The organism is Sphingobium sp. AS12 (genome assembly GCF_019097845.1).
In the GTDB taxonomy this organism is placed as follows: Bacteria; Pseudomonadota; Alphaproteobacteria; order Sphingomonadales; family Sphingomonadaceae; genus Sphingobium.
This window is the reverse complement of sequence record NZ_JAHRGM010000024.1, coordinates 180,568-197,342: the sequence shown is the minus strand read 5'-3', so window position 1 is coordinate 197,342 and position 16,775 is coordinate 180,568. Positions and strand designations below refer to the sequence as shown.

The following is a 16,775-nucleotide window of genomic DNA, read 5'->3' as shown; positions in this document are numbered from 1 at the left end:
CTCTCACCCCTCCGCCACGGCACGAAGCTGCGCCAGCAACTGCACGGCAATCGCCACCAGTTGCTCTGCATCATCGATTAAATCATGCTGGCGAATATCCCCGGCACACACGCGCTGGTCGTCGGCCAAAGCGGTGCAGATTTTCGATGTGATCTGCCCGGCCTCGGTCGAAATCGCCCCGACATGGTTCAGCCAGTTGGCCGTATCGGTATCGACATGCGGCAGCTGAAACAGCTCAAAACCCTGCATCCGCGCCAGCGTGCGCGTGATATGCGGCCATCCTGGCTGCCCCGTCGCCATTTTCTCCAGTTCCGGGACCAGCCGCAGCGGGATGAACTCTGCTGCATCCTCATTGCACCAGGCCATCAGCGTGGACCGGCTACGCCCCAGCATATGGCTGACATAGACCTGCTTGCCCGCCGCATGGACCGCATCGCCGGTCGCCTCGCTGATGGCGATGTCGGTTGGTTTCAGATTTTCTGCCCCCCGCGCCATGTCAGAGCGCCTGCCCGACATTTTGGACTGAAGTGTCGGATGACGCGGGGGTGGCGGAGGCGGTATCTGCCGAGGCATGAACCACATGCTCGACAAAATCATCGACGGTCAGTGCAAACCCACGCACCGCAGCGGCAGCGATAATCTTCTGCCAATAACGTGGGGGAATACTTCCTCGATAGCGCCATTGACTGACCGTCACAGACCGTTCGGCAATGTCACGAGCCATCGCAGCAGCATTGCCAGACCATGGACGATAGATCGCGTCGAATGATGTTTGTTCAATCATGGCGACATAATACGGAATGTATTTTTTCCGTCAATACCACACGTATGATTTCATGCGATACGCATGATTTCATGAGTTCACGCAAGGAAATCGCCGCCAGCCGGCTGCGCCAAGCACGATCCGAGGCGGGTTATGAAAGCGCGCGCGCTGCCGCAGAGGCATTCGGCTTCACGACATCCACCCTCACGAGCCACGAGAATGGCACTCGCGAGTTCGATGTGGAGACAGCGATCCGGTACGGGAAAGCCTTCAAAGTCAACCCCGGCTCCCTGCTCGCCCTAGATCATGTTGAGGCGAAGACCATGCGAAACGTCCTAAGCACCACAACAATTCCTTATCTCGGCAAGGTCGCCGCCGGACTGTGGCTTGACTCTACCTTTGGCGAGGCTCAACCCCCCGAATATGTGACAATCGATCGGTTTGCAGGCGACGTGGACGGAGAACTATTTGCGGTCACTCCAGAGGGACCCAGCATGAATTTGACCATACCAGCGCACTCGACGCTCATCTGTCGCCGCGTTGCGTATGGTCTCGACGGCGCGGTTCCCGGGGATCTCGTTGTGGTGGAGCGGCTAAATCACGACCTGCGCGAAATGACCTGCAAACGTCTTGCTATGGACGGCGACGAATACGTCCTGTTGAGCGAGTCGGACCGTCCAGAGTTTAAAGAACCGATTCGCCTTGGTCGTCCAGACGAAGCCCTCCACGTTGATGACGAGATAACCGTTATCGGTGTGGTCTTGAGGGCCATCCAGGACCTGCGCCGACGGATATAATTCGTAACGTATTGACAGACTCAATACAAAACGTATTTTACCTCCTGTCACCAACGGGAGGCCATCATGCTTCGTCAAGTCGAAACCCCATTTCCTTTTCCCGGTAGCATCGCGCTGTTTATGGGCCTGCGCTGGCGCGTGCATCAGCATGTCGGCAGCCAGGCGGTCATCACCCGCGAAGGCATCGCCGCCAGCCTGACCCGCCGCGCGCCGATCGACGATCTGGTCGATCCTGCAAAGGCCGACGCCAACGCGCTGATCGCCCTGACCGACGTCAGCGAAGCGACTGCCCGCATCGCCCTCTACACCGCCGCCCTGCTGCGCGATACGAATGAAGTCGCCCTCCACGATCTGGGCGGGCGGCTTCACACCGCCGCGCAGGAAGGCCGCATTCCCCGCTACCAGGACAACAGCCACTTGGTCCGCATCATGCGCCGCCTGGGCTGGCGCAAGGATGGCTACACCGGCGACGGCATGGCCCGCTCCCCCCTCTACCGCCGCGTCAGCACCCAGGACGCCACCAGCGCCGCCCAGGCCGCCTGACCATGGCCTTTGAACGGCCCGCCGCGCCCAGATTCCACCCCGCCGCCCCGTTCGCCATCGGAATTGTGGCGGCGGCGCTCTGGATCATCCTCTTCCCCGCGCTGGCATGGCTTTTGCCGATGGCCGACGCCCTGATCGACTGGATTTTCGCATGACCATCACTGTGATCCACGGCCCCATGCGCAGCGGCAAGACTTTCCACAGGGATGCCTTCGCCGCGCATTATCGCTGCACCCGTATCGTCGACGACTGGTTGCCGCAGCGCCCGTTCCGTCAGGCCATGCCCGATGATGACAGCCTGGTGCTGACCACGGCCAGCACCGCCGAAATTGAGAAGGCAATGAAGCGCACCCCGACGCGCGACGCTGTCCGCATTGTCGATATCTATACCGCTCGCCTCGCTATCGGCCTCCCCGAATTTGCGCCACCGATCGACGTAGATCCGGAAGCGAGGCGTATCACGCCCGAAGATGTGCAGACGGTCGAGAGCCGATGGGCGCTGGCGCAGGCCATTGCCGAAGAGACCCGCGCGCCCGCCGAAGCGGGAGAAGGCCTCTTTCCCCTCATCCACATTCTGGCGCAGCTGCTGGCCGAAGAACTGCGCATCCGGATCGTCGGGACACCGGAATGAGCGACGGCACCCACATCGAATGGACCGATGCGACCGTAAACGCCATCAACGGCTGCACCGTCCTGTCCCCCGGCTGCACCAACTGCTATGCCATGCGGCTTGCCGGCACGCGCCTGCGCGACCATCCGTCCCGCGTCGGGCTGACCAGCGACAGCAAGGCAGGGCCGGTCTGGAACGGCACCGTGCGCCTGAACGAATCCGCGCTGCTCCAGCCGCTCCGCTGGAAGCGCCCGCGCCGGATCTTCTGGAACGCCCATGGTGACATCTTCCACCCGTCAGTCACCGATGCCTGGATCGATCGCTGCTTCGCCGTCATGGCGCTGACCCCGCATCATATCCATCAGGTGCTGACCAAGCGTTCGGACAGGATGCGCACCTATCTATCCAGCGGTGCGGCCAACAGGCGAATCGCACGGGTCATCATCGACTGGCTGGTCGATGGAACCATCACGAAGGGCTTGCGGCACTGTGCAACCTGGCCCGTCAGGTCGATTGGCGACATAGACGATCCGACCGACATCACCGTGGACCTGCCGCTGCCCAACGTCTGGCTTGGCGTATCTGTCGAAGATCAGATCCGCGCCGATGAACGCATCCCCGACCTCCTCGCCACACCGGCCGCCGTCCGCTGGCTGTCCTGCGAACCGCTGTTGGGGCTGATCGATTTCGCGGAGGTACCGGCTGAGCGGGGAAGCCGCAGTCGTCCCATTTTCGGGCCGCTTTCCGGCTATTGTCTGCGTCATTACCCTCGCAGTCGTTGCGGGTGCGCAAAGCAGCAGCCAGCGATCGATTGGGTGGTGGTTGGCGGCGAAAGCGGTCCCGGCGCGCGACCGATGCACCCGGATTGGGCGCGCGACCTGCGCGACCAGTGCGCCGCTGCCCAAGTTCCCTTTTTCTTCAAGCAATGGGGCGACTGGACGCCAGGCGAGAACGTGCAGCGACAGTCCGGTTGGGTGAACGGCGCGCACTGGTTCGATAACAGATGGCTGTTTGAGGAGCAAAATCTGTCTGCAACAGACGGTCACATCGATGATGAGCCAGACCTTTACCGCGTCGGTAAGCGCACTGCCGGTCGCCTGCTCGACGGCGTCCAGCATGATGGGATGCCGGGATGAACGCCGATCCCGCCCTGCTGTTCGCCACCGCGCGCGCAGAACGCGCCCGCCGCAAGGCGGCGTGGCAAGCAGCGGGGCAGGGGCTGTCCGATCGGGCGGCATGGGACGATGTCGTCTGGTCGAACATAGAACAGCGCACCGGACTCGCGGCGGCAGACCCGGCCTGCCGCCAGCGCCAGCCACAATCCTGGTATCCCCCGGCCATAATCATGATGGCGCGCAGCGCATGGGCGACCGCGGTCAAGGCAGAAACCAGCCTGGACGCTACCGACCCCGCCAACGCCGCCAAGATCACCGCCCTCTGGACCCTCTTTCGCTGGCTGAAGCCCGCAGGCTGGTCCCCCTATTTCGAGGCAAAGGCATGACCAACCAACCGACGGATTCTATCGTGTCGCAGCGGGCGAGGGAGTTCGCGCTGTCAATTCCGGGCGTGTCGTCTGGCTACACCAAAGGTCGCGGTTACAGCGACGGGTTCTGGATAGCGCGCGGAGATTATGACGATCACCCTATAGTCGATGCCGCGATCCGCTTCGAAGCCGAGATAGAAGCCGCCACGATCAAGCGGTGCGCGGGGGTGGCTGAGGCGAGAAAGGACGAATGGGCGGCGGCCATTGCTGGCGGCCTTAAGCGCGTGGACGTTACTAAACAATATGCTGCCGGTGCCATGACCGAGGCCGAACTACTGGCTCTCACCCTCCGCAACCTGAAGGGATCAGCTGCATGACGAGGGAGGCTTTGACCGCACTGCTTCCCATCGACCTATTCGGTCACGAAACCGTGCGCCGGGACGCGATATTTGTGAGCGGTGATCGGATCGAACTCAGCCGTCGCTGGGGTCCGGGGCCGATCGCCTGCGTCATCGGTTGCAACCCTTCGGATGCCGATGCTCTGAAAGACGATCCGACCTCGCTGTGGTGGAATGCTTGGTTCGAGCTTTTCGGCTTCGGGGGTTATCGTGCAGTCAACCTTTACCCCTTCTGCACGTCAAGCCCGGTCGAATGCCGCAAGCGGGCAGACTGGCATAAGACGGATGACTGGTTCTCGCGCGACCAGATGATCATGACCAACCTCCCGCACGTCGCAAAGGTGGCAAAGGAAGCGGCGCAGGTATTCGTCTGCTGGGGCAACATCGCGTGGGACGACATGTGGATCGACCATGTCATCGAGGCGATACAGGGCGACGAAGAGCCGTGGCCCGACCTGTGGTGCTGGGGAAAGACCAAGAGCGGTGCCCCAACGCACCCGATGGCGCGCGGCAAGCATCGTATCCCCCGCGATCAAAAGCCCATTCTATGGAGGGCCGCCGGATGACTGCGCCAGCCCGCATCAAACAGCAGGACATGACCCGCATCCTGCGCGGCGCAAAGAAGGCGGGCTTTTCGCGCGTGCGGATCGGTATTGACCCGCACGGCAATATCGTGGTCGAAGCCAGTGATGAAGTCGCCGAACCGGTACGACTCAATCCGCTGGATCGGCTGCTGGGGACTCGATGAAAACTCGCTATCCCAATGTCACGGTTAATCCCGATCGCCATGGAAAGCTGCGCGCGCGCTGGCGCAAAGGCGGACGGGAAGTCTGGCTCAGGACGTTGCCCGACCAGCCGGGATTCGAGGCGGAACTGAAAGCGGTCACCGCCGGCGCGGCCGTCACTGTCGAACGCCACACACCGCGCAGCGTCAACGATCTGGTCACCCGCTATTATCTCTGCGCCGATTTCCGGGCGAAGGGCGGCGATGACGATCGCGCGCGCAGGCGTGGCCTGATCGAAAGCTTTCGCGCCGATTTCGGCAACGACATGGTCGCTGACTTCACCTTCGAGCATATCGAGGCGATCCTGCTGCTCCGCACCGAAAAGCGCCGCAATGACAAGGGCCGCATGGTTGGCGGACAGGTTGCCGCCACCAACCTGCGCAAGCAGCTGCGCCGCCTGTTCGCCTATGCCAAAAAACTGCAATGGATCGCCACCAACCCGGTTGATGAGGCGGACACCGTCGGGAAGCGCCGCCTGGAAGGCTTCCACCCATGGACAGAGGCTGAGGTCGCCCAGTACCAGGCGAAGCATCCGATCGGCACACGCGCCAGGCTGGCGTTGGAAATCTTCCTGTGGACCGGCCAGCGGCGAGGCGACGGTCGCTTGTTCGGCCCGAAGCATATCGTGCGCGGCAAGATCAATTTCACAGCGGCAAAGAATGGCGCCGACCTGTGGCTGCCCATGGCCCCGGACCTGAAGCGCGCGATCGATGCGATGCCCAGCGTCGGCATCAATACCTACCTGATCAACGAACACGGCCGCCCGTACAGCAAGGGCGGCATAGGCAACAAGATGCGCGAATGGTGCGACGAAGCGGGCCTGCCGCAATGCACCGCCCACGGCCTGCGAAAAACAATCGGCCGCCGCATGGCCGAAACGGGCGCCAGCCAGCAGGGCATGAAGGCCGTGGGCGGGTGGAAAAAGGATGAAGAGGTCGCGATTTATTCCGCCAGCGCCGAACAGGAAGGCTTGGCCGACGTCGCCATGGCAGGCCTGATCACCCGCTTTTCAACCGACGAAGCTCCCAAAAATGGGTAACCCCCCAACCCCAAAAATGGGTAACCTTGGCTAAAACCAAGCAATTCCGCCATTTTCTGGCGGGGATGGTGACCCCGGCGTGACTCGAACACGCAACATCCCGCTTAGAAGGCGGGTGCTCTATCCAGTTGAGCTACGGGGCCTTGGGCTGGCTCGATAGCGGCGGCGGGGTCGGCTTGCAATCGCTGGTCTGTGCGATATGCACGTTGCCATGATCGACGGGGCGGTTCAAAAAATCGATGCAGCTGTGCTGGCTGGCCGCCCGCTGCGCTATTTCGACTTCGTCATGGCGGCCTTCGTCGTCATTCTGCTGCTCTCCAACCTGATCGGCGCGGCCAAGCTGTCGACGCTGGGCGGCGTCACCTTTGGCGCAGGCATCCTCTTCTTCCCGCTGGGCTATGTCATCGGCGACGTGCTGACCGAAGTCTATGGCTATGCCCGCGCGCGCCGCTGCGTCTGGGCCGGTTTCGTCGCGATGCTGTTCATGGCGCTGATGAGCTGGGTCGTGGTCGCATTGCCACCCGCGGCGGGATGGCCGGGGCAGGCGGCCTATGAAGCGGTATTCGGCAGCACCTGGCGCATCGTCTTTGCCTCGCTCGTCGCCTTCTGGGCCGGGGAATTTGCCAACAGCTTCGTCCTCGCCCGCATGAAAGTGCTGACGCACGGCAAGCATCTGTGGATGCGCACGATCGGGTCGACCGTCGTGGGGCAGGGGGTGGACAGCCTGCTTTTCTACCCGCTCGCTTTCTATGGAGAGTGGAGCAATGCGCAGGTGTTGACCGTCATGGTAACCAACTGGGGCATGAAGGTTGGCTGGGAAGCGCTGCTGACGCCGGTGACCTATGGCGTGGTCAACATGCTCAAACGGCGCGAGGGGCTGGACGTTTACGACCAGGGCACCGATTTCACCCCCTTCCGCGCCCGGCTCTGACTTTTTGTCCGTTTGTGTGATGGGGTAAAGTCCCTGTTTACCCCCGCTGCCGCATGGAGGCGGGATGAGCAGGCAGTCGCACCGGCAATTCCATGAAACGAACCTGAAGAAGGACGGGCAGGACGCGCCCGTCGAAGCGACAGCGCTGCGCCGGTTCGAGGCGACCTTTCTCCACGCGCCGGTTGGCATCGCCCATGTCGGGTTGGATGGCGGCTTCCTGCTGGTCAATCCGCGCTTCTGCGAGATTAGCGGCCATGATGCCGACACGCTGATTCGCACCGGGTTCCAGCAGATCACCCATCCCGACGATCTGGATACCGACCAGCTGTTGCTCGCGCGCCTGAATGCCGGGGACTTTCCGCGCTACACGCTGGAAAAACGCTATATACGCGCTGACGGCACGATCATCTGGATCAACCTGACCGTCGCGATGGTGCGCGATGCGGCGGGCCAGCCCGAATTTTACGTCGCGGTGATCGAGGATCTGTCCGAATTGCGTCAGGCAAGTTTCGAGGCGATGCATGATCCGCTGACCGGGCTGCTCAACCGGCGCGGTCTGGCCGTGCGCGCCAATGCCATATTGGCCGACGCCGCGCGCGTTGGCACGCCGGTCAGCCTGTTGTTCCTTGATCTCGACGGCTTCAAGCTGCTCAACGACAGCCGGGGCCATGCGGCGGGCGACGCCTGTCTGGTGGCGGTGGCAGCGCTGCTGTCGCGTCATGCAGGGACCAGCGACGCGGTTGCGCGCGTGGGGGGCGATGAATTTCTGATGCTGATCCCCACGCTGGACACAGGTTCCGCCGCAGAACGGGGCGAAACGATCCGCCTCGCGCTGGGCGCGCAGAGCATCGGCGTCAGCGGATCGTTCGGGCTGGTGACGGCCAGCGGCACGACCGAACTCGGCCGGCTGATCGACAGCGCCGATGGCGCGATGCTGGCCGCCAAGCGCGCGGGCAAGAACCAGTTGCGGGTCGCGACCCTCCACTAAGCCGGATAATCGGCGCGCACGAAATAGAGGCCATCGGGCGGCGCGTTCAGCCCCAGCGCCGCGCGATCCGCCGCCGCCAGTGCCGCGCGCAGATCTTCCGCCGACCATCGCCCCATCCCCACATAGACCAGACAGCCGACCATCGATCGCACCTGGTGATGCAGGAAGGACCGCGCGGCGGCATGGATCGCAATGCGGTCCCCCTCCCGCTCCACCGCCAGCCGGTCGAGCGTCTTGACCGGACTGGCCGACTGGCAATGGGCCGACCGGAAGGTGGTGAAATCATGCAGCCCCACGAGCGCCTGCGCCGCCTCATGCATCGCGCCTGCATCGAGCGGCTGTTTCACCTGCCAGGCCAGCCCGCCCTCGAAGGTCAGCGCCGCGCGGCGATTGACGATGCGATAGACATAGGATCGGCCCATGCAGGAAAAACGCGCGTGCCAGTCGTCCGCGACCTCTTCGCACGCCAATATCGCCACAGGCTGCCGTCCCAGCCGCGCGTTGATCGCCTCCATCAGGCGGAACGGCGTGATCGCCTTGGCCACATCGGCATGGGCGCGCATCGCCAGCCCATGCACGCCCGCATCGGTGCGCCCGGCGGCATGGACCGCGACCCGTTCGCCGGTGACGCCATGGATCGCATCCTCGATCGCCTGCTGTACGCTCGGCCCATGCGCCTGTCGCTGCCACCCCATAAAGGGCCGTCCGTCAAATTCGACGGTGAAGGCAAAACGGGTCATCGCTTAAGGCCGTTCGTTTCGACCATAGGCGAGACACTCGACGCGCGCTGTCTCACCCATCCACCCGGCTCCCCGCCGGCATATCGAAGCCGCGTAGCATCTCGTCGGGTGGCATCGCCGCCTTGCCTGCGCGCTGGATCAGTGTCGGGCGGATCGCGCCATGGCCACAGCCGATCAGCAGCGCGTCGTCCAGCATTTCGCCAGGCGCGCCGTCCTCATGCTCGATCTGCGCCGCCAATATGCGGAACCGCTCGCCGCCATATTCGAAAAAGGCGCCGGGAAAGGGATTGAAGCCGCGCACCTGCCGCTCGACCTGGATCGCGGGGCGGGTGAAGTCGATCCGCGCTTCGGCCTTGGCGATCTTGGCGGCATAGATCACGCCCGCTTCGGGCTGCGCCATCGGCGGATGGAGCGCGACGTCGTCCAGCACCTCGACCATCAGCGCCGCGCCAGCCTGCGCCAGCTCCGCCGTCAGCGCGCCTGCCGTCTTGCCCTCTATCTTGGTCACATATTTGGCCCGCATCGGCCCGGTGTCGAGGCCCGCTTCCATGTCCATGATCGTGACGCCGGTGACATTGTCGCCCGACAATATCGCCCGCTGGATCGGTGCCGCCCCGCGCCAGCGTGGCAGCAACGACGCATGGATATTCATGCAGCCATGGCGCGGCGCATCCAGCACGGCGCGCGGCAGGATCAAGCCATAGGCCGCGACCACCGCGACATCGGCGTCGAGCGCCGCGAAATCCGCCTGCACCGCCTCGTCTTTCAGCGACTCCGGCACCCGAACATCGATCCCCATCGCCTCAGCCCGCTGATGCACCGGGGAGGGGGTCAGGCTCTTGCCGCGCCCGGCCGGACGGGGCGGCTGGCTGTAAACCGCAACGATCTCATGCCCGGCCTTGGCCAGCGCGTCGAGCGCGGGAACCGCGAAATCGGGAGTGCCCATATAGATGATACGCATGGTGCAACCTCAAAGCCCTTGTCGGGACGGGTTGCAAGTCCTTATCTCACTACATGGCATCCACTGAAATCGAAGCGCTGACGCAAGCCCTGTCCCGTCTGCCTGGTCTTGGCCCGCGTTCGGCGCGGCGCGCGGTGCTGCACCTCATCAAGAAACGCGAAGCCGCGATGGCCCCGTTGCTGCGCGCGCTGGAGGCGGTGAACGAACGGCTCGTCACCTGCCACGTCTGCGGCAATGTCGATACGGTCGATCCCTGCGGCATTTGCACCGACACCCGCCGCGATCCCCGCGCGCTGTGCGTCGTGGAGGATGTCGCGGATTTGTGGGCACTCGACAAGTCCCGTCTCTTTCCGGGCCGCTTCCATGTGCTGGGCGGGCGTCTCTCCGCACTGGAGGGTATCCGACCGGAAGATCTGACGATCGACGCGCTGGTCGCCCGGCTGGAACAGGGCGGGGTCGATGAAGTGGTGCTGGCGATGAACGCCACGCTGGAGGGCCAGACCACCGCCCATTATCTCGCCGAACGGCTCGAACGCTTCCCGATCCGCCTGACCCAGCTGGCCCATGGCGTCCCGGTCGGCGGCGAGCTGGACTATCTGGACGAAGGCACATTGGCGCAGGCGCTGCGGGCAAGAAGACCGGTGGGGTAGGGGCGCACCCTGCCAAAGCTGTTAGCTGACCCCGCTGCATCCCTCCGCTAGACCGGGCCAGATAACCCACCGGAAGGATGCCCGATGATCGACCTTAGCCGCACCCATCACACGGGCATTGCCGTTCCGGACATCGACCGGGCGGTGGCGGATTATAGCGCGGCGCTGGGGCTGACATTCGCGCCGATCCGCGATTTCGATCCGCTCCCCTTCTGGACCCCGGAGGAAGGCGCGCGGGAAATCAGCGTGCGCGCCACTTACTCGCTGGGCGGGCCGATCCATCTGGAACTGGTGCAGGGCAATAGCAGCTTTTACGATACCGCAAGGCCCGCAGGCGCGCGCCATATCGGTGTGTGGGTGGATGATCTGCCCGCCGAAGCGGACCGGCTGGTCGCGGCGGGCTGGACGCCGCGCGCCGCCAACCTGCCGCCGGAACAGGGCTATGGCGCGATCGCCTATCTCACCTCGCCAGATGGCGGCTTGCTGGTCGAGCTGATTTCGACCATATTGAAACCCGCGATCGACGAATGGCTGGGTGAATAGCGCGATGCAGCGCATCGCTTGAAATTCTGCGTCTTTCCGCTATTTTAGAGCCATGGCCATTCTTCCTATCCTTGAGGCGCCGGACCCGCGCCTGCGCACCATTTCGACCCCCGTGGAGTCGATCGACGCCGATCTGCAACGGCTGATCGACGATATGTTCGAGACGATGTACGACGCGCCCGGCATTGGCCTGGCCGCGATCCAGGTCGGCGTGCCAAAGCGGGTGCTGGTGATGGACCTGCAAGAACCAGAATCCGACGCGGAGGATGCCCCCCCGGTCAAGAAGCCGATGGTGTTCATCAACCCGGAAATCCTGCGGGAATCAGAGGATCTGTCAGTCTATAATGAAGGCTGCCTGTCCGTCCCCGACCAATATGCCGAGGTGGAGCGCCCCGCGACGATCCGCGCCAGCTGGATGGACAGAGACGGCCGCATCCATGAAGAACAGCTTGAAGGGCTGCTCGCCACCTGCCTCCAGCATGAAATGGACCATCTGGAAGGCGTTCTCTTCATCGACCATCTGTCGCGCATGAAGCGCGACATGCTGATGAAGAAACTGACCAAGGCCCGCCGCGCCGCCTGACTTGCGCCCGTCATCCCGGCGAAAGCCGGGATCTCACTCCTTCTGGCGCGACGCTGGAAAGAAAAGGGAGATGCCAGCCTTCGCTGGCATGACAGGTAATTGCCTCAGCTCACGCCATCGGTATCCAGCGCATAGCCCGCTGATCGCACGGTGCGGATGATGTCCTGAAACTGGCCGTCGCCGTTGATCGCCTTGCGCAGGCGGCGGATATGGACGTCGACGGTGCGCAGTTCGATGTCGCTGTCCTGTCCCCACACGCTGTCGAGCAGCCGCTCGCGCGAGAATACCCAGCCGGGATGCTCCAGAAAATGGCGCAGCAGGCGGAATTCGGTGGGACCAAGCGGGATCACCTGCCCGCCGCGCCGCACCTTGTGCCCCACTGTGTCCATCTCGACGTCGGCAAAGGTCAGTGTCTCACCCGCCAGCGCCGGGCGCACGCGCCGCAGCACCGCCCCGACCCGCGCCACCAGTTCGCGCGGAGAGAAAGGCTTGGTCACATAATCGTCCGCGCCTGTCTCCAGCCCGCGCACCCGATCTTCTTCTTCCCCGCGCGCGGTCAGCATGATGATCGGCACATTGGCGGTGCCATTGGCGCGGCGCAGGCGGCGGCACACCTCAATCCCCGACAGGCTTTCCACCATCCAGTCGAGCAGCACGATGTCAGGCACATTTTCCTGCGCCATCAGCAAGGCTTCCTCGCCATCGACGGTATGGGCGACGTCGAAATCCTCGCGCTTGAAATGCCAGATCAGCAGTTCGGCGAGTGCCGCGTCATCCTCGACCAGCAGCATTTTTGCACGGGCCATGATCTTTATTCCTCCGCCGCCGCGCCGCCGCGGTCGCGGTCGGGCAGGGTCTGGCCCGTGGCCGCATAATAGACCATCTCCGCGACATTGGTCGCATGGTCGCCGATCCGCTCGATATTCTTGGCGATGAACAGCAGATGCGCACATTCGCTGATCGTCTTGGGATTTTCGACCATATAGGTCACCAGCGTACGGAACACGCTGTTGTAGAAATCGTCGACCACCGTGTCGCGCTCGACCACTGCGATAGCCAGGTCGGCGTCGCGCGCGGCAAAGGCGTTGAGCGCGTCATGCACCATTTCGCTCGCCACCTGTCCCATGGACGGCAGCAGCGACACCGGTTCCAGCGTGCGCTGGTTGACCATGATCAGCGGCACGCGCTTGGCGATATTCTTGGCATAGTCGCCGATGCGCTCGACCACGCCGACGATCTTGAGCGCGGCGATCACGTCGCGCAGATCGTTGGCCATCGGCGCGCGGAGCGCAATCACCTGGATGACCAGCTTCTCGACTTCCGCCTCGATCGCGTCGATGCGCTTGTCGTCGGCCACCACCTGCGCCGCCAGCACCAGGTCCTGCCGTTGCAGCGCGATCATCGCGCTTTCGATCGCGGCTTCGGCGCGTCCGCCCATTTCCGCGATCAGGCCGCGCAGCCTGTCGATATCCTCGTCGAACGCCTTGATCGTATGTTCAGCCATATTCGTCTCTCCCGCGATCAGCCGTAGCGACCGGTGATATAATCCTTGGTCCGCTCCTGCGTCGGGTTCGTAAATATGTCGCTCGTCACGCCATATTCGACCAGATCGCCGAGGTGGAAGAAGGCGGTCCGTTGCGACACGCGCGCGGCCTGCTGCATATTGTGGGTCACGATGACGATCGCATAGCGGCCGCGCAGCTCGTGGATCAGCTCCTCGATCTTCGCCGTCGCAATCGGGTCCAGCGCGGAACAGGGCTCGTCCATCAGGATGACTTCCGGCTCCACCGCGATGGCGCGGCCAATGCACAGGCGCTGCTGCTGCCCGCCCGACAGGGCGGTGCCGCTGTCATGCAGCCGGTCCTTCACTTCTTCCCACAGGCCAGCGCGGCGCAGCGATTTTTCAACGACCACGTCCAGGTCCGCCTTGGCATGGGCCAGCCCATGGATGCGCGGCCCATAGGCGATATTTTCGTAGATCGACTTGGGGAAGGGGTTGGGCTTCTGGAACACCATGCCGACCCGCGCGCGCAGCTGCACCACGTCCATCGACGGGGAATAAATATCCTCGCCATCCAGCATGATCATGCCTTCCACCCGCGCGCTGGCGACGGTGTCGTTCATGCGGTTCAAAGTCCGCAGGAAGGTCGACTTGCCGCAGCCCGACGGGCCGATGAAGGCGGTGACATGGTCCATGTCGACGTCGATCGACACGCCCTTGATCGCCTGCTTCGCGCCGTAGAATACCTTGACGTCGCGGGCCGACATTTTGGGGTTGGCAATGGCCAGAGGATTTGTTGCTTCGGTCATGGGTGCGTTTACCACCGTGTTTCAAACTTGTTGCGCAGATAGATGGCCAGACCATTCATCGCGAGGAGGAAGGCCAGCAGCACGATGATGGCGGCCGACGTCTTTTCGACAAAGCCCCTGGAGACTTCATCGGACCACAGGAAAATCTGCACCGGCAACACTGTCGCCGGATCGCTGATCCCGCCCGGCGGCGTCGCGATGAAGGCGCGCATCCCGATCATCAGCAGCGGCGCGGTTTCGCCCAGCGCGCGCGCCATGCCGATGATCGTGCCGGTGAGGATGCCGGGCAGGGCGAGCGGCAGCACATGGTGGAACACCACCTGCACCGGCGATGCGCCGATGCCGAGCGCGGCGTCGCGGATGCTGGGCGGCACCGACTTGATCGCGTTGCGCCCGGCAATGACGATGACCGGCATCGTCATCAGCGCCAGTGTCATGCCGCCGATCAGCGCCGCCGATCGCGGCAGATGCAGGAAGTTCAGGAAGATCGACAGGCCCAGCAGGCCGAAGATGATCGAGGGGACAGCGGCCAGATTGTTGATCGACACTTCGATAATGTCGGTCCACCACGCCTTGGGCGCATATTCCTCCAGATAAAGGGCCGTCGCCACACCGATAGGGAAGCTGAGCGCCAGCGTCACCAGCATCGTCAGCAACGATCCCTTGAACGCGCCCCATATGCCGACCTGAGTGGGGTCAGTGCCATCGCTTGCCGTCAGGAAGCTCCAGTTGAAGCCGGTCGTCAGCAGGCCTGCCTTGCGCAGCCGTTCGACCGCGGCTTCGGCTTCCGGCGCGCCTTCATGCTTGGCGGCGAGGTCGATGGTGGTGGACGCCGGGACGCGGATCGTCACCGTCCGCCCCAATATGGCGGGATCGGCCTTGATCGCATCGCGGATGCTGATCCAGGCGGTCGATGACAGCAAGGCGTCGGCATCCGCACCCAGTGCTTGTCTTGCCACCTGCCCCGTCACCATCGGCAGGTTGGCATTGGCCAGCGCCGCGTCGGTGATGTTGGCCGGATCGAGCAGCAGAGGGGATGCCGGGAAATTGATCTGGAGCGCAATCTCGGTCCGGGTGAAGCCGCGCAGCCCGTTGCCCATCATTGTGAACAGCAGGAAGGCCAGGAAAGCGGCAGACAGCGCCACGGCAAACAGCCCGGCGAATTTAAACCGCCGCTCGGCCGCATAGCGCCGCGCAATCCGCTTGCGCATTTCGTCCGACTTCCAGTCGGTGGGGTTGCGAGTGGGTGTCATTCGTAAGCCTCGCGATATTTCTTCACGACCCGCAGGGCCACGATGTTGAGCAGCAACGTGACGACGAACAGCACCAGTCCCAGCGCAAAGGCCGCCAGCGTCTTGGCGCTGTCAAATTCCTGGTCGCCGGTCAGCAGCTGGACGATCTGCGTCGTCACCGTGGTCACGCTGGCAAAGGGGTTGAGCGTCAGATTGGCGGCAAGACCAGCGGCCATCACCACGATCATCGTCTCGCCGATGGCGCGGCTGACCGCCAGCAACACGCCGCCGACCACGCCGGGCAGGGCAGCGGGGATCAAGACCTTGCGGATCGTCTCGCTGGTGGTCGCGCCCATCGCCAGGCTGCCGTCGCGCATGGATTGCGGCACGGCGGCGATGCTGTCGTCGGCCATGGAGGAGACGAAGGGAATGATCATCACGCCCATCACCAGACCCGCCGCCAGCGCGCTTTCCGACGAAGCGCCATGGATGCCGATCATCACCGCGAAGTCGCGCAGTGCCGGGGCAATGGTGAGCGCCGCGAAATAGCCATAGACGACCGTCGGCACACCCGCGAGCATCTCCAGCGTCGGCTTCATCCACTTACGCACGACCGGTTGGGCATATTGGGTGAGGTAGATGGCGCTCATCAGGCCCAGCGGGATCGCGACGACCATGGCGATGATCGCGCCGATGAAGATGGTGCCCCAGAAAAGCGGCACCGCGCCGAAGGCATCCTGATTGCCATAGCCCATCGCGGCTGACTGCGGTGACCATTTGGTGCCGAACAGGAAATCCAGTGGGTTGACCATGGAGAAGAAGCGGAAACTTTCCCACAGCAGGGAGGCAACGATCCCCACCGTGGTCACGATCGCCAGCAGCGACGCGATCAGCAGCGTCGCCATCACCAGCCGCTCGACCCGTGTGCGTGCCCGGAAATCGGGGCGGACGCGGGTGAAGGCATAAGCGCCGCCGGCAAAGGCCAGCACGATCGCCAGCACTGCGCCGGCGACGCCATATTTGTTGATCGCAGCGCGATAGGGTTCGACCAGTCCCTGCGCCAGCGGGTTGAACGCCCCGGCCTGCGCGCCCGTCGCGATCGACCGCGCCTCGCCCAATATGGCGGAGCGCGAGAAATCATCCATAGGCAGGCTCTGCGCCGCCGGATCGGCCAGCACCGCCTGCGTTACCAGACCAGGCACGATATTGGCCCAGACCGCCAGGAACAGCACAGCTGGCGCGATCGTCCACAGCGCCACATACCAGCCATGATAGCCCGGCAGCGAGTGGACGGCATCACGCCGCCCGGTCGCCCGTGCCACGGTCTGCAAGCGCAGCGCGCGGGCGCGGGCGCTGACCCAGGCGATAGCGCCCAGGCCAGCGAGCAGCAGGAAAAGTGCGGGACCGGTCATTATGGCC

The 16,775-nt window shown here is 63.7% G+C and carries 24 protein-coding genes and 1 tRNA gene; 15 read left to right on the top strand and 10 right to left on the bottom strand.

Features of this window, described 5'->3' with window-relative positions; genetic code table 11:
• Positions 1–3 precede the first annotated feature (3 nt).
• Positions 4–495 carry a hypothetical protein gene (locus KRZ98_RS09900; protein WP_217673391.1) on the bottom strand — a complete coding sequence of 164 codons (492 nt, stop codon included), beginning with the start codon at positions 493–495 and terminating at the stop codon, positions 4–6.
• 1 nt (position 496) lies between these two features.
• On the bottom strand, positions 497–784 hold the full coding sequence (locus tag KRZ98_RS09895; protein WP_217673390.1) for a carph-isopro domain-containing protein: 288 nt from the start codon (positions 782–784) through the stop codon (positions 497–499).
• On the opposite strand from KRZ98_RS09895, the gene KRZ98_RS09890 reads away from it, so the two are divergent.
• From KRZ98_RS09890 to KRZ98_RS09845, 10 genes are all read left to right on the top strand, one after another.
• The gene (locus tag KRZ98_RS09890; protein WP_217673389.1) at positions 766–1,560 is read left to right on the top strand and encodes a LexA family transcriptional regulator; all 795 of its coding nucleotides are present in this window, start codon (positions 766–768) and stop codon (positions 1,558–1,560) included. The genes KRZ98_RS09895 and KRZ98_RS09890 overlap by 19 nt on opposite strands.
• Before the next feature lie 66 nt (positions 1,561–1,626).
• Positions 1,627–2,103 carry a hypothetical protein gene (locus KRZ98_RS09885; RefSeq protein ID WP_217673388.1) on the top strand — a complete coding sequence of 159 codons (477 nt, stop codon included), beginning with the start codon at positions 1,627–1,629 and terminating at the stop codon, positions 2,101–2,103.
• A gap of 2 nt (positions 2,104–2,105) precedes the next feature.
• Positions 2,106–2,258 (top strand): hypothetical protein, encoded by a 153-nt coding sequence (locus KRZ98_RS09880; protein ID WP_217673387.1) that lies wholly within the window; start codon positions 2,106–2,108, stop codon positions 2,256–2,258.
• Positions 2,255–2,734: a hypothetical protein gene (locus KRZ98_RS09875; RefSeq protein WP_217673386.1), complete on the top strand. Its 480-nt coding sequence runs from the start codon at positions 2,255–2,257 to the stop codon at positions 2,732–2,734. Before KRZ98_RS09880 ends, KRZ98_RS09875 begins: the two co-directional genes overlap by 4 nt.
• Positions 2,731–3,849 carry a phage Gp37/Gp68 family protein gene (locus KRZ98_RS09870; RefSeq protein WP_217673385.1) on the top strand — a complete coding sequence of 373 codons (1,119 nt, stop codon included), beginning with the start codon at positions 2,731–2,733 and terminating at the stop codon, positions 3,847–3,849. Before KRZ98_RS09875 ends, KRZ98_RS09870 begins: the two co-directional genes overlap by 4 nt.
• Positions 3,846–4,214 (top strand): hypothetical protein, encoded by a 369-nt coding sequence (locus KRZ98_RS09865; RefSeq protein ID WP_217673384.1) that lies wholly within the window; start codon positions 3,846–3,848, stop codon positions 4,212–4,214. Before KRZ98_RS09870 ends, KRZ98_RS09865 begins: the two co-directional genes overlap by 4 nt.
• Positions 4,211–4,573: a hypothetical protein gene (locus KRZ98_RS09860; protein ID WP_217673383.1), complete on the top strand. Its 363-nt coding sequence runs from the start codon at positions 4,211–4,213 to the stop codon at positions 4,571–4,573. Before KRZ98_RS09865 ends, KRZ98_RS09860 begins: the two co-directional genes overlap by 4 nt.
• A gap of 11 nt (positions 4,574–4,584) precedes the next feature.
• Positions 4,585–5,160, top strand: coding sequence for a DUF1643 domain-containing protein (locus KRZ98_RS09855; RefSeq protein ID WP_217673382.1), 576 nt, complete (start codon positions 4,585–4,587; stop codon positions 5,158–5,160).
• On the top strand, positions 5,157–5,342 hold the full coding sequence (locus tag KRZ98_RS09850) for a hypothetical protein (protein WP_217673381.1): 186 nt from the start codon (positions 5,157–5,159) through the stop codon (positions 5,340–5,342). The genes KRZ98_RS09855 and KRZ98_RS09850 overlap by 4 nt, the downstream gene beginning before the upstream one ends.
• Positions 5,339–6,418, top strand: a complete 1,080-nt coding sequence (locus KRZ98_RS09845) for a tyrosine-type recombinase/integrase (RefSeq protein WP_217673380.1) — start codon at positions 5,339–5,341, stop codon at positions 6,416–6,418. The genes KRZ98_RS09850 and KRZ98_RS09845 overlap by 4 nt, the downstream gene beginning before the upstream one ends.
• Before the next feature lie 66 nt (positions 6,419–6,484).
• Here KRZ98_RS09845 and KRZ98_RS09840 read toward each other — a convergent pair.
• A tRNA-Arg gene (locus tag KRZ98_RS09840) sits at positions 6,485–6,561 on the bottom strand.
• Positions 6,562–6,629: 68 nt separating this feature from the next.
• On the opposite strand from KRZ98_RS09840, the gene KRZ98_RS09835 reads away from it, so the two are divergent.
• Positions 6,630–7,349, top strand: coding sequence for a queuosine precursor transporter (locus KRZ98_RS09835; protein ID WP_217673379.1), 720 nt, complete (start codon positions 6,630–6,632; stop codon positions 7,347–7,349).
• 64 nt (positions 7,350–7,413) lie between these two features.
• On the top strand, positions 7,414–8,337 hold the full coding sequence (locus tag KRZ98_RS09830; RefSeq protein WP_217673378.1) for a GGDEF domain-containing protein: 924 nt from the start codon (positions 7,414–7,416) through the stop codon (positions 8,335–8,337).
• Here KRZ98_RS09830 and truA read toward each other — a convergent pair.
• Positions 8,334–9,077, bottom strand: coding sequence for a tRNA pseudouridine(38-40) synthase TruA (gene truA, locus KRZ98_RS09825; RefSeq protein ID WP_217673377.1), 744 nt, complete (start codon positions 9,075–9,077; stop codon positions 8,334–8,336). The genes KRZ98_RS09830 and truA overlap by 4 nt on opposite strands.
• A gap of 52 nt (positions 9,078–9,129) precedes the next feature.
• The gene (fmt, locus tag KRZ98_RS09820; RefSeq protein WP_217673376.1) at positions 9,130–10,038 is read right to left on the bottom strand and encodes a methionyl-tRNA formyltransferase; all 909 of its coding nucleotides are present in this window, start codon (positions 10,036–10,038) and stop codon (positions 9,130–9,132) included.
• Positions 10,039–10,091: 53 nt separating this feature from the next.
• Here fmt and recR point away from each other — a divergent pair, with 53 nt between their 5' ends.
• From recR to def, 3 genes are all read left to right on the top strand, one after another.
• Positions 10,092–10,688 carry a recombination mediator RecR gene (gene recR / locus KRZ98_RS09815; RefSeq protein ID WP_217673375.1) on the top strand — a complete coding sequence of 199 codons (597 nt, stop codon included), beginning with the start codon at positions 10,092–10,094 and terminating at the stop codon, positions 10,686–10,688.
• Positions 10,689–10,772: 84 nt separating this feature from the next.
• The gene (locus KRZ98_RS09810; protein WP_217673374.1) at positions 10,773–11,231 is read left to right on the top strand and encodes a VOC family protein; all 459 of its coding nucleotides are present in this window, start codon (positions 10,773–10,775) and stop codon (positions 11,229–11,231) included.
• A 52-nt stretch (positions 11,232–11,283) separates the two neighbouring features.
• Positions 11,284–11,814 (top strand): peptide deformylase, encoded by a 531-nt coding sequence (gene def / locus KRZ98_RS09805; RefSeq protein WP_217673373.1) that lies wholly within the window; start codon positions 11,284–11,286, stop codon positions 11,812–11,814.
• Between the two features lie 104 nt (positions 11,815–11,918).
• Here the strand turns inward: def and phoB are convergent, their stop codons facing one another.
• From phoB to pstC, 5 genes are read right to left on the bottom strand one after another with little or no spacing between them, the layout of a single operon-like run.
• Complete coding sequence (gene phoB / locus KRZ98_RS09800) at positions 11,919–12,620, bottom strand: phosphate regulon transcriptional regulator PhoB (RefSeq protein ID WP_026149749.1); 702 nt, start codon at positions 12,618–12,620, stop codon at positions 11,919–11,921.
• Between the two features lie 5 nt (positions 12,621–12,625).
• Positions 12,626–13,318 carry a phosphate signaling complex protein PhoU gene (phoU, locus tag KRZ98_RS09795; RefSeq protein ID WP_217673372.1) on the bottom strand — a complete coding sequence of 231 codons (693 nt, stop codon included), beginning with the start codon at positions 13,316–13,318 and terminating at the stop codon, positions 12,626–12,628.
• Between the two features lie 17 nt (positions 13,319–13,335).
• A complete protein-coding gene (gene pstB / locus KRZ98_RS09790) occupies positions 13,336–14,124 on the bottom strand; it encodes a phosphate ABC transporter ATP-binding protein PstB (protein ID WP_217673371.1) in 789 nt (262 codons plus the stop codon).
• 8 nt (positions 14,125–14,132) lie between these two features.
• On the bottom strand, positions 14,133–15,377 hold the full coding sequence (pstA, locus tag KRZ98_RS09785; RefSeq protein ID WP_217673370.1) for a phosphate ABC transporter permease PstA: 1,245 nt from the start codon (positions 15,375–15,377) through the stop codon (positions 14,133–14,135).
• Positions 15,374–16,768 (bottom strand): phosphate ABC transporter permease subunit PstC, encoded by a 1,395-nt coding sequence (gene pstC / locus KRZ98_RS09780; RefSeq protein WP_217673369.1) that lies wholly within the window; start codon positions 16,766–16,768, stop codon positions 15,374–15,376. Before pstC ends, pstA begins: the two co-directional genes overlap by 4 nt.
• Between the last annotated feature and the right edge of the window lie 7 nt (positions 16,769–16,775).

Bases quoted from the DNA above. Each gene is read 5' to 3' on its own strand.
- KRZ98_RS09900 (WP_217673391.1), bottom strand. From the start codon at position 495: ATGGCGCGGGGGGCAGAAAATCTGAAACCAACCGACATCGCCATCAGC.
- KRZ98_RS09890 (WP_217673389.1), top strand. From the start codon at position 766: ATGATGTTTGTTCAATCATGGCGACATAATACGGAATGTATTTTTTCC.
- KRZ98_RS09895 (WP_217673390.1), bottom strand. From the start codon at position 784: ATGATTGAACAAACATCATTCGACGCGATCTATCGTCCATGGTCTGGC.
- KRZ98_RS09885 (WP_217673388.1), top strand. From the start codon at position 1,627: ATGCTTCGTCAAGTCGAAACCCCATTTCCTTTTCCCGGTAGCATCGCG.
- KRZ98_RS09880 (WP_217673387.1), top strand. From the start codon at position 2,106: ATGGCCTTTGAACGGCCCGCCGCGCCCAGATTCCACCCCGCCGCCCCG.
- KRZ98_RS09875 (WP_217673386.1), top strand. From the start codon at position 2,255: ATGACCATCACTGTGATCCACGGCCCCATGCGCAGCGGCAAGACTTTC.
- KRZ98_RS09870 (WP_217673385.1), top strand. From the start codon at position 2,731: ATGAGCGACGGCACCCACATCGAATGGACCGATGCGACCGTAAACGCC.
- KRZ98_RS09865 (WP_217673384.1), top strand. From the start codon at position 3,846: ATGAACGCCGATCCCGCCCTGCTGTTCGCCACCGCGCGCGCAGAACGC.
- KRZ98_RS09860 (WP_217673383.1), top strand. From the start codon at position 4,211: ATGACCAACCAACCGACGGATTCTATCGTGTCGCAGCGGGCGAGGGAG.
- KRZ98_RS09850 (WP_217673381.1), top strand. From the start codon at position 5,157: ATGACTGCGCCAGCCCGCATCAAACAGCAGGACATGACCCGCATCCTG.
- KRZ98_RS09845 (WP_217673380.1), top strand. From the start codon at position 5,339: ATGAAAACTCGCTATCCCAATGTCACGGTTAATCCCGATCGCCATGGA.
- KRZ98_RS09835 (WP_217673379.1), top strand. From the start codon at position 6,630: ATGATCGACGGGGCGGTTCAAAAAATCGATGCAGCTGTGCTGGCTGGC.
- KRZ98_RS09830 (WP_217673378.1), top strand. From the start codon at position 7,414: ATGAGCAGGCAGTCGCACCGGCAATTCCATGAAACGAACCTGAAGAAG.
- truA (WP_217673377.1), bottom strand. From the start codon at position 9,077: ATGACCCGTTTTGCCTTCACCGTCGAATTTGACGGACGGCCCTTTATG.
- fmt (WP_217673376.1), bottom strand. From the start codon at position 10,038: ATGCGTATCATCTATATGGGCACTCCCGATTTCGCGGTTCCCGCGCTC.
- recR (WP_217673375.1), top strand. From the start codon at position 10,092: ATGGCATCCACTGAAATCGAAGCGCTGACGCAAGCCCTGTCCCGTCTG.
- KRZ98_RS09810 (WP_217673374.1), top strand. From the start codon at position 10,773: ATGATCGACCTTAGCCGCACCCATCACACGGGCATTGCCGTTCCGGAC.
- def (WP_217673373.1), top strand. From the start codon at position 11,284: ATGGCCATTCTTCCTATCCTTGAGGCGCCGGACCCGCGCCTGCGCACC.
- phoB (WP_026149749.1), bottom strand. From the start codon at position 12,620: ATGGCCCGTGCAAAAATGCTGCTGGTCGAGGATGACGCGGCACTCGCC.
- phoU (WP_217673372.1), bottom strand. From the start codon at position 13,318: ATGGCTGAACATACGATCAAGGCGTTCGACGAGGATATCGACAGGCTG.
- pstB (WP_217673371.1), bottom strand. From the start codon at position 14,124: ATGACCGAAGCAACAAATCCTCTGGCCATTGCCAACCCCAAAATGTCG.
- pstA (WP_217673370.1), bottom strand. From the start codon at position 15,377: ATGACACCCACTCGCAACCCCACCGACTGGAAGTCGGACGAAATGCGC.
- pstC (WP_217673369.1), bottom strand. From the start codon at position 16,768: ATGACCGGTCCCGCACTTTTCCTGCTGCTCGCTGGCCTGGGCGCTATC.